The 11,156-nt window shown below is 47.4% G+C and carries 8 protein-coding genes; 7 read left to right on the top strand and 1 reads right to left on the bottom strand.

Annotated elements, in window-relative coordinates:
* Positions 1-83: 83 nt before the first annotated feature.
* The 7 genes from GC098_RS27530 to GC098_RS27500 all read left to right on the top strand — a co-directional run bounded on the left by GC098_RS27530 (position 84) and on the right by GC098_RS27500 (position 10,675).
* Positions 84-2,492: a sugar phosphate nucleotidyltransferase gene (locus GC098_RS27530; protein WP_171646398.1), complete on the top strand. Its 2,409-nt coding sequence runs from the start codon at positions 84-86 to the stop codon at positions 2,490-2,492.
* Positions 2,493-2,522: 30 nt separating this feature from the next.
* Positions 2,523-2,777, top strand: a complete 255-nt coding sequence (locus tag GC098_RS27525; protein WP_216625446.1) for a hypothetical protein — start codon at positions 2,523-2,525, stop codon at positions 2,775-2,777.
* A gap of 159 nt (positions 2,778-2,936) precedes the next feature.
* Entirely contained in the window at positions 2,937-3,455 is a 519-nt protein-coding gene (locus GC098_RS27520; protein ID WP_171646397.1) for a DUF4912 domain-containing protein, read from the top strand.
* On the top strand, positions 3,452-6,526 hold the full coding sequence (locus GC098_RS27515) for a 1,4-alpha-glucan branching protein domain-containing protein (RefSeq protein ID WP_171646396.1): 3,075 nt from the start codon (positions 3,452-3,454) through the stop codon (positions 6,524-6,526). Before GC098_RS27520 ends, GC098_RS27515 begins: the two co-directional genes overlap by 4 nt.
* Before the next feature lie 222 nt (positions 6,527-6,748).
* Complete coding sequence (locus tag GC098_RS27510) at positions 6,749-8,710, top strand: glycoside hydrolase family 15 protein (RefSeq protein WP_171646395.1); 1,962 nt, start codon at positions 6,749-6,751, stop codon at positions 8,708-8,710.
* 185 nt (positions 8,711-8,895) lie between these two features.
* On the top strand, positions 8,896-9,474 hold the full coding sequence (locus tag GC098_RS27505; RefSeq protein WP_171646394.1) for a TetR/AcrR family transcriptional regulator: 579 nt from the start codon (positions 8,896-8,898) through the stop codon (positions 9,472-9,474).
* A 73-nt stretch (positions 9,475-9,547) separates the two neighbouring features.
* On the top strand, positions 9,548-10,675 hold the full coding sequence (locus GC098_RS27500) for a cytochrome P450 (RefSeq protein ID WP_171646393.1): 1,128 nt from the start codon (positions 9,548-9,550) through the stop codon (positions 10,673-10,675).
* Between the two features lie 321 nt (positions 10,676-10,996).
* Here GC098_RS27500 and GC098_RS42025 read toward each other — a convergent pair.
* The coding region (locus tag GC098_RS42025; protein WP_512699024.1) for a HupE/UreJ family protein at positions 10,997-11,156 on the bottom strand (160 nt) is incomplete at its 5' end.

Raw genomic sequence — 11,156 nt, 5'->3', positions numbered from 1 at the left:
CGATGCCAGTTTTGCTAAAGCAAAACTCTAAGGTTTATGCTTACGATGCCAGTTTTCTACGAAAACTCTAAGGAGGTACCACAATGAAGGCTGTCATTATGGCCGGAGGCAAAGGAACTCGACTTCGTCCCCTTACTTGTCATCTCCCCAAGCCCATGGTGCCTCTTCTCGGTAGGCCCTGCATGGCCTATATCATTGAACTGCTCCAAAATCACGGCATTCAGGACATAGCAGTTACTATGCAATATAAACCTGAAGTGATACGCGACTATTTTGGCAGCGGACAAGCTTTTGGCGTCAATCTGCATTATTTTGAAGAAACAAGTCCCCTAGGCACAGCTGGGAGTGTCAAGCATGCTCACGAGTTTCTTGACGATACTTTTATTGTTATAAGTGGGGATGCATTAACGGATTTCGATTTGAATCAAGCACTCGCTTTTCATAAAGAAAAGCAAGCCAAAGCTACGTTAATCCTGACTCGTGTCAGCCATCCTTTGGAATATGGTGTTGTTATCACGAATGAAGAAGGACAAATTACTCGTTTTCTGGAAAAACCAAGCTGGGGTGAAGTGTTCAGTGACACGGTAAATACAGGTATTTATATTTTGGAGCCTGAGATGCTGGAACGCATACCGCTGGGGCAAGAATTTGATTTCAGCCAGCAGTTTTTCCCTGCCTTGCTCGAAGAAAACAAAGGGCTCTATGGGTATATCAGCTCTGGATATTGGACTGATATCGGCAACCTGCAGCAATATCGTCAAACCCAGTTTGACATGCTGGATGGGAAAGTGAAGCTCGACATTCACGGAACACAGATCCGCCCCGGTGTCTACATCGCAGATGGTGTAGAGACAAGTGATACCGCACGTGTGATCGGACCTGCTTTCATTGGGAAAGGGAGCAGGCTGGAAGATGAAGTAGAGATCGGCGAATACTGCATCATCGGGCAAAATAACCGACTCTCCAAAGGGAGCAAATTAACGCGAAGCGTGCTGTGGGATCATAACCATATTGCTGAGCACAACGAATTGGCCGGTTCCACACTGACTAGTCGGATTATTTGTAAAGAAGCCTCCTATTTGGGCGATGGCTCAGTTGTTGGCAACCATGTGGTCATTGGTGCGAAAAGCCGCATTGAATCCAACGTGAAAATTTGGCCCCATAAACAAATTCGTGATAAGACCCGGCTTAATACCTCCTATATTTGGGGAGATAACGCAACCAAAACGTTATTCAAGACAAGCGGTGTAAGTGGTATTCCTAATCTAGATTTAACACCGGAATTAGTCGCTAAATTCGCCACAGCATATGGAGCAACCTTAGCCTCAGGCAAAACGCTTATGGTAAGCTGCGCTCCCCATACGTTCACTCGTTTATTAAAGCGTACACTGACAGCGAGCCTACAATCTGTAGGTACGCATGTTATTGATTTAGGGGATTGTTTTGCACCTGCGTCTACCTTTGCTATTCGTCATTTAGGTGCTGCTGGGGGAATTCACCTCGAGTGGTCCGGCAAAGAAAATGATGTCTGCAGTCTTCTCTGTTTGGACGCTGAAGGACTGCCTATTCCGAAATCAGCAGAGCGTAAAGTGGAAAACAGCTTTTGGCAAGAAGATTATGGACGGGCCACTATGAAGCAGATTGGCAGCTACAAAGAGGAAGTGCACTGGTTACAAACTTATATAGATGCTTTGGCCCAAGAAATCGCATATGAACGTGATCATCCGTCTGTATCCCCTCTTCGCATCGTCATTGAAGCGAGTTCATGGCTGCAGCCTTTCATTGTTCCATTTTTCGAAAAACTAGGGCTTGAAGCTATCCATGTTACATCTACAAGTATGCAGGATCCGCTTCATGTCTTTATCCCACTATCTGGCGCGAGTCTCGGTTTACGTGTTCACGATGATGGACGAACCATGCAGTTAATAACAGAAAAAGGCGAGCTCGTAGACAGCGATTTACAAACCGTTTTCCTCTATCTTTGTTACCTGCACAGCCGTCCAGGAGCAACCATTGGTGCTCCCGTCAGTGCACCCCAGCTTCTAGAAAGCATGGCCGAGGGGCTTGGCGGGAAGATCGTTCGTACGAAGGAATGGTCACGAGCCATCATGGAAGCTACACAAGAAGCGAGGATACATCCCTTGTTCGATTCACTCTTTGCCATTGGTCTGGTGATTCTCCATTTGGAAAGAACCGGCATTCCGCTCTCGGATCTGCTCTCCTTGTTTCCTAGCTTTCATCTTCTTCGTGAACGTGTAGATTGTCCTTGGGATTCTAAGGGAGAGGTTATGCGGAGCATGATGGAACGGACGAAAGATGTACCCGTTGATCTAATCGATGGCATTAAGTTTTATCATGAGAATGGGTGGGTCCTGCTGCTGCCTGATGCCGATGATCCTGTCTTTCAGCTCGTAGCACAATCGGCGGATCCCGAGCTTGCTGAGCTGCTTGTCCATTCCTATCGTGGACACATTCTAAACGCACTTGAGTAAGCATAAATATAGTATAGATGGATCCGATACGTGGTTTCCGAAGTCTACGATGAAGGGGAGAGCGGCGTGAATATGATTCCAAGCGTTTCTAGACAGATCGCTTTTGTGCAGTATGACGATCAATCCTCCAGCATGACCGTGCAATATCATACCGGTTTCAAAGCATCTTATACCAATGTCAAACAGGATGAATACCTTTTGATATTTTCTTCGGTGAATCGGTACGATTCCTTAATGAGACTTACGGAAAACCGGTACATGGAAGGGCAAAATCCAACCAAGTAAGGATATACATGTGATCTCCCCCTTTTAGATAAGGTGGAGATTTTTCGTTTGTATGGTGCATATGCTACAATGTTGCTCAAGATCCTTGCAGCTTATTTTCCATAACTACCCTGAGAAAAGGTGAGACCGATACCTATCCAAGCTCTCTCTGTTGATCCTATGGATCGGGATACACTTCACTTGCTTATCCAGTCCCCGACTGTTCTGTTTGCCTACTGGCAGCTCTCTGGCAGAAAAAAGAACATGGTACAGGAACATTTCGATACAGACTGGCAGGCGCTCCAGCCTACATTGCGATTTTATCATGTAACCGATCTAGCTAAAGATAGCCACCAAGCTGACAGCATCTCAGAACTTCATCTCCCCCAAGGAGAATCATGCTTTCTGAGCGGGTTTCACCCAGGCCAAAGTTACTTCGCGGATCTTGGCATTGTGAATGAACAGGGGCAGTTTCTCCCGCTTCTGCGTTCCAATACGATTCAGACTCCCCCTATAGATACGAATCAAGATTTTCCTTCTCAGCAAATAACGAATGATCAACTAGTAACATACCGGCCTATTGCCGTTTCCTTTCAGCTAATGACGCCTGAAGCTAATGAGCATTTCTCAGCCTATTCGGTGTATTCACCGAAGACCGCATACTCAGCAGATACGGAATCTGGAGGCGATACTGATTGAGCACAAACACAAACGCCAACGAGAGCACCACCTCTAATGTACAAGGATTCGTTGCCTTGCTTTTGCATGCCCATATCCCCTATGTTCGACATGAGGAGGAGGACATCACCCTAGAAGAGCGATGGTTCTTCGAAGCCGTTGTCGATAGCTATCTTCCTTTGATCGAAATGATGGAGCGGCTTCTTGAAGATGAAGTGCCTTTCCATCTCACTTTGTCTTTGTCCCCGACGCTGCTTGCCATGCTCGAGGATTCACGTTTAAAGAAGAGGCTTCGCAGGCATCTGACATCGCTGTGTGAACTGGCTCAGCGAGAAGTTATTCGTCTGTGGGGTCATGCCGACTTCGGTCCTACGGCGAAGCTCTATGCCGACCAGTATCATCGGCTTAAGGCTTTGTACGATCGCCTTCGGGGCGATCTGATTGGTAAGTTCCGCAGCCTAAGAAGCACGGGCTGCTTAGAATTAATAACGTGCGCCGCGACGCATGCCTTCTTGCCGCTAGTCAAGAACGACGCCGCGCTGCGCGCGCAGCTCGAAGCCGCCGTAACGGAATTCCGGCGGCATTTTGGGTCCGCTCCGGCTGGCATTTGGCTGCCGGAGTGCGGCTATACGCCTGCGCTGGAGCCCCACCTGCAGGCACTTGGCCTTCGCTACTTCGTAGTGGACGCTCATGCGCACGCGCAGGCTGTGATGACGCCACAGGAGGACGCGGCGAAAGCGAAGGGCGCAGCGGGGACGCCGCTGCGTACACAGAGCGGCGCGTGCGCCTTTGCTCGGGACCTCGAAGCCGGCGCTCAAGTATGGAGCGCCGAAGTCGGGTACCCGAGCGATGCCAATTATCGCGAGTATTATCGCGATATCGGCTACGACCTCGGCCAAGACGGCGGGGCCGAGTGGGAGTACTTGAAGCCCTATGTGCTGCCGGACGGCGCACGCATACATACGGGCTTCAAGTACTACAGCGTCACCGGCGCAGCCGCAGGTGACGTTAAAGCGCCCTACCACCCGGCGCGGGCCGCTCAGAAAGCTCAGCAGGATGCTGAGCATTTCGTCGCCAGCCGGGTGGCGCAGCTTCGCCGCCTCGCTGAGGAGCGCGAGGCGGTGGCTATGGCCGCCGGCGACCGCGAAGCGCGGCCGGCGGAACCGCCGGTCATCGTATGTCCATACGATGCCGAGCTGTTCGGGCACTGGTGGTACGAAGGCCACCAGTGGCTTGAGGCTGTGCTGCGCGGGCTCGCTGCCGCGCGCAGCCTGGAGGGCGTAGTCGTGGACACGACTACGTTAGGCGGCTACGCCGCCGCCCATGCGCCAACCACGGAAGCTGCGCTTCCTGTGTCGAGCTGGGGCCGAGGCGGCTACGCCGAGGTCTGGCTGCAGCCGCGCAGCCAGTGGGTACATCCGCTGCTGCACGCGGCGGAGGATCGTATGGTGCTTGCTGCGCAAAAGCACCCGAACCCCGAGCTGCTCACGAAGATGCAGCAGCGTGCACTGAATCAAGCCGCGAGAGAGCTTTTGCTCGCGCAAAGCAGCGACTGGACATTCATCTTAGATGCGGAAACGGTAACCACCTATGCGGCTAACCGTATAGAAACGCATTTATCGCATTTTCATAAATTACTTAACGGGCTAGAAACAGCAGCTTCAGACAAAGAGCTATCCGAATTCGTGATTTCCTTAGAACGGAGATCCCCCTTTCTACCGGAGCTCCACTACCGTCTTTTCCAAACTAACCCTTCAATAAGTTTGAACAGCTCTTTGAATAGCTCTTTGAATAGCTCTTTGAGTAGCTCTTTAGATAGTACTTCATTAAAATTCTCATCCAATGCCAAGTCCTCACCTCTTCGTATTCTTATGCTCGCATGGGAATATCCGCCGCGTGTCATCGGTGGTCTCGCCAGAGCTGTTTGCGACTTATCTAAGCATCTTGCTGCATTCGGTCATGAAGTTCATGTCGTTACGTGTCTTGCTCCCGATTGTCTTCCCTATGAGCGGTCTAATGGGGTGCATATTCATCGTGTAGAGGTTCTCCAGTCCACTGGAGCCATTCACTTCCTGGATTGGGTATTCCAAATGAATATGGCTTTCACCGATGCCATCCATCGCTTAACATTGCAAGGCATGCAATTTGATATCATTCATGCTCATGATTGGCTTGTCTTTTATGCAGCCAAAGAATCCAAAAATGCGCTCCAGCTCCCGCTCCTTGCAACGATCCATGCCACTGAGTATGGTCGAAATCAAGGGAAGCTGGATACCCCGGTGCAACAACGAATACATGCCTTAGAAAATAAGTTAGCCGACGAAGCCGATCAGCTCGTTGTCTGCAGCCTTTATATGCAGGAAGAAGTCATTCGCCTATTTCATGTACCTATCCATAAAATTACACATATACCTAATGGTGTTATTCCTTTTCGCGCAGCTGCTGCTTCCCTTGAAAATGTTAATCCGCTTCTATCTAATGCTCTTTTTAGCGGTGATAAACAGAATCGAATTATTGCTTTCCTCGGGAGGCTTGTTTATGAAAAGGGCGTGCATATCCTCATAGCTGCAATGCGGCTCGTGCTCAAACGTTACCCTGAAGCTAAGCTGATTATCGCGGGTATAGGACCAGAACTTGAGGGATTAGAGAGATTGGCCGCTCCGTTAGGTGACCGTGTCAGCTTTACAGGATTCTTAGATGAGACCGACAAAAGTCAGCTTTTGCTTTCCGCGGAGCTTTGTGTAATTCCAAGCCTCTATGAGCCATTTGGTCTAGTAGCCTTGGAAGCAATGGCAAACGGTACACCACTCATCGTATCGGATACAGGAGGTCTTGCTGAGATTGTCGATCATGGCATTAACGGCTGCAAAGTGCTCCCGGGGGATGCAAACGCACTCGCTTTTCAGATTGCCCATTTTTTTGAAAAGCCTGACGACGCAACCGAACTCGCTGCGGCCGCTTTGAGCAAAGTCAGCGAGATCTTTCATTGGGACCAAATCAGCACGTTGACAACAGAAACTTACGAAAAATTGATTCTCCTTCACCCACAGAGGTCAGGTATATTCCCCAACCAGAAGGAAATAATAAAATAATATGGATAACTATGCCAGTTTGTAAGCGTGACCAGTGGGAATTTTCAGATTTTTTTCAAACAATCATTGATTCCTTGGTAATAATTAGGTAACCTATTGGCAAGCCCTGTGCTAACTATGTCCTAGTCACTAGCGAATCGAGGACGCGATATCCCAAGCTGGATACCTCAAGGACGGGTTCTGAATCGCGCGATCAAACAAACGAGTGGGGAAGTGATTTTATTGCCTAGACATCTGGTCATCGGAAACGGAAAATTTCTTATTAACCTCGATCAGCATTCCTACATGCGAGATCTGTATTATCCTTTCGTAGGCCAGCTTAATCATATTGGCGGTTATCAATGCCGTGTTGGTATATGGGTGGATGGTTCCTTCGCATGGCTGAATGCCCCTGAATGGCAATTTAAACTTGCCTACGTCGAGGATTCGCTCGTCACCGAAGTGACAGCTACACATCCCGGTCTTGGTGTCACTCTGCTCATGAATGACGGGGTTCATCAGCGCGAGGATATATACCTCAAACGTATCCAACTTACGAATCACAAAAGTACCGTTAGCGAAGTACGGATGTTCTTCAATCAAGACTTGCTCATTAATGAGACAGAAGTTGGGGATACAGCCGCTTACTATCCAGCGAATAATACGGTATTCCATTATAAGAAAGACAGATATTTTATGTTTAACGGCAGTACAGGAACCGAAGGCATTTATCAATACTCTACAGGTGTCAAAAGGTTTTATAATGCCGAGGGAACTTGGCGCGACGCGGAAGATGGGCATTTGATGGGCAATGCCATTGCTCAAGGCTCTGTCGATAGTACCATTTCTTTTCGACTCTTCGTACCACCGAACGCCAACCAAACGCTCTATTATTGGATGGGTGCAGGCAAAACGCTGGAGGAAGTCAAGAAGCTCGATGCCTATGTCAAAGACAGCCACCCCGGAAAACTCCTTGACCGCGTAACCGTGTACTGGCAAAGATGGGCAAACAAAATTGAACGCGATTACGGCGATCTGCCGCTCGAAGTCCAACGACTTTTCAAACAAAGTCTACTGCTAGTCAGGACCCAAACGGATGTAAACGGTGCGATCATCGCTGCGAACGATTCCGATATTATGCAAAGCAACCGCGATCATTACAGTTATATGTGGCCTCGAGACGGTGCTTTAATTGCTTATTCCATGTCCATGGCTGGCTACCAAGGTATGATTATTCCTTTCTTTAACTTCTGTGCGAACGTGCTGTCACCCGAAGGTTACTTGCATCATAAATACAATCCGGACGGCACCGTAGGCTCCAGTTGGCATCCATACATTCATTCCGGACGGGTACAGCTTCCTATCCAAGAAGATGAGACTGCCCTTGTGTTATATGCCCTTTGGCAGGATTTCCAGAAAAATGGAAGCCTTGAATTCGCCCAATCCCTCTATCGCAATCTCATTCGCAGAGCGGCCAGGTTCATGTCCACTTACATTGATCAGGAATTGAACTTGCCGAAGCCAAGTTATGATCTGTGGGAAGAACGTTACGGTATATTTACGTTTACAGCTTCAGCGGTTTATGGCGGACTTATTGCCGCTTCCAACTTCAGCAACCTGTTCGGGGATGAAGAGCGAAGCAATCGTTACAAGCATACAGCGGAGAAAATCAAATCCGGTATCCTTAAGCATCTATGGGATGAGGGAGAACAACGATTCGTTCGCGGCTTGTACATGGAAGATGGCGAATGGGTGAAGGATATGACGCTCGAAAGCTCCGTTTACGGCATCTTTGAATTCGGCGTTCTGCCTGCTGATGATGATCGTGTGGTGAGCACGATGAAAGCCAACAAGGCTGGACTCATGATCAAAACCGAAGTCGGAGGTTCCGCTCGTTATCATCACGACTATTACTTCCAACGCTCTACGGATATTGAGAACGTGCCAGGTAACCCTTGGATCATATGTACATTGTGGATTGCCGAATGGGAAATCGAGTACGCCAAGTCACTGGCGGATCTCGAAGCACCGCGTCAAACACTTGAATGGGTTGTCAAACATGCAATGGAAAGCGGCGTTCTATCAGAACAATTAGACCCTTTCACAGGTGAACCGGTATCCGTTGCTCCACTCACTTGGTCGCACGCCACTTATGTGCTGACTGTCGTGAAGTATTTGAACAAATATAAACAGCTTACCAAGTAAGGAGCTTTATCGTATTTCAACCTCCCATGGATTTGAACACTTGTTCATTCCGGGAGGTTTTTTTTCATTTCATTTTGAGAGTAAAATCTCCTCGCGTTCTAAGTTGACATCTCTTTTTCCAATATGTTACACTTCTGTTGTACTGACCAGTCAGTTTTATCTTGAATATCGAAAGGCGGATCTCGTTGAGTAAAGAGAAAATTATCCAAACAGCAGTTGAAGTATTTTCAGAAAACGGTTACCATCGGGCAAGTATGGATGAAATTGCTTTGAGAGCAAATGTCGCCAAAGGAACGCTTTACTATCACTTTCCAGGTAAAGCCCAATTGTTTAAGACGCTTGTTAAGGATGGTTTTCAGGAGATTATTGATAAAGTTCAGGCCGATCTTAAAGCCAATCTTACTTTGGAAGAACAAATCAAAAGGATCATCAGGCACAATCTCGATCTGTTTTTGGAATCAAGCAGTTTAGCGCACATCGTTTTCAATGAACTATCCAACGGTATCGATCTGGAAGTGCTGGAAGAACTGAAGAAACTAAGGATTGATTACATTCATTTTCTTGCCGAAGTCTTGGAAGAAGGAAAGCAAGAAGGCGTGCTTCGCGATGTTAACTGCAATTTGGCCGCGGCGGGGATCGTTGGGATGCTCGACAGCGCAAGTAATTATTTTTTGAACAATAACAATGAATTGACTCGTGATCATATTGAACAATTCTTTTATACGATCATTACTTCAGGTTTGTTTTTGACTAGCGGTGAGTAACCGCCATTTTTTTCTAGTTGCTATACTGACTAGTCAGTTCAAATAAAATAAGATGGAAGCGATGGTGTAACATATGGATTGGAGAACGGCTAATGAATTGATACCTTTGTCTTATTTTAAAGAAATACGTGCCTCCTCCCCCGTATCGTTTAAAAAGGAGACCGATTCCTGGGACGTTTTTAAATACGAAGACGTCAAAACGATTTTTTCCGATCATGAGCATTTTTCTTCGCAAGGTGTCGAAACGACGAAAGATCCGATTGAGGCGAGTGTTCTAAGACAAGATCCGCCTAAACACCGGCAATTGCGGATGCTTGTTTCTCAAGCTTTTGTACCTCGGGTAATCGAAGGACTGACGCCAAAGATTGAGGCGATAGCGAATGCGTTGTGTGACCAAATGGAAGCAAGCGGTAAGATGGATGGGCTTCATGATTTTGCAAGTCCGTTACCGATTATCGTCATTGCCGAAATGCTAGGTATTCCTCAGGATGATCGAGAGCGTTTCAAAGCATGGTCGGATGCGCTGGTCGGAAACAACTCCGAGCGATATTATCAATGCCAACAAGAGATGAGTGTCTATTTTACCGCTATAGCGGATCAGAGACGGCTTGAACCGCAGGATGATCTGATTAGTCGTCTAGTCCGCGCGAAGGCAGATGGCGAACAATTAAGCGATCTGGAAGTGATCGGCTTCTGTATCTTGCTCCTTGTAGCAGGAAATGAAACCACAACGAACCTCATTTCCTCGGCACTGCTCCTCATCGATAGCCATGCAGATGTAAAAGAGCAGCTTTTGGCGGATCGCTCCTTGGTTCCACAGGCTCTTGAGGAAGTTCTTCGTTATTGTTCACCTGTTCAAACGATGATTCGAACGGTAAAAAAGACCACAGTTCTACGCGGGCAAACACTAACTCCCGGACAAATGGTCAACATCTGGATTGGCTCGGCCAACCATGACGAAGACATATTCGAGCATCCGGACATCTTCGATATTCACCGGAATCCTAATCCCCATCTTGCTTTTGGTCACGGAATTCACTTCTGCTTAGGAGCGCAATTAGCTCGTTTGGAAAGTAAAATTGCTATTCAAACGCTGCTTACTCGATTCCCTGAGTTCCACCTTGATCGCTCCCATGTGTTGGAGAGGATCGACAGTTGGATGATGTTTGGAGTCAAACAGATGCCTATTATTTTGCGGTAATCATAAAAGTTGTTTTCAGATCACTGGTTTTAGTTCGACTGATTGACTAAATATGCTGGAGCGAGAATAGAATACGGCTTACGCCGTTCTTAGGTGAGAGTATTTATAAACAATCTACGCCCAAGTGACGTTATGCTGAAACATTCGCATACTTATCTGTGTAAAGTTGCACTTTGTACAACTTTAAGCAAGCTAATCCGCGTTTTCCAACCGAATGTTGCAGAGTCGTAGTTCTGATACAAAAAATCACCCTGATTGCAATAATAAAAAAGAGCTAGCATAAATACCGCTAACTCTCGTGTTGATCAATTAATGGCCTAATTACAATCTTTCAATCAACCAATAAAATGCCAGAACAAAAATAAGGCAAGACGTTGAAATCATCATTTTACGATACCACGGGAACCTTCGCAACCAAAACAAGAGGGGCAGTAATAGGCATAAGACCATCAGTTGGCCCGTTTCTACACCTAAATTGAAC

It is taken from the genome of Paenibacillus phytorum (genome assembly GCF_013141715.1).
GTDB lineage: Bacteria > Bacillota > Bacilli > Paenibacillales > NBRC-103111 > Paenibacillus_E > Paenibacillus_E phytorum.
This window is presented reverse-complemented; position numbering and strand designations above follow the sequence as displayed.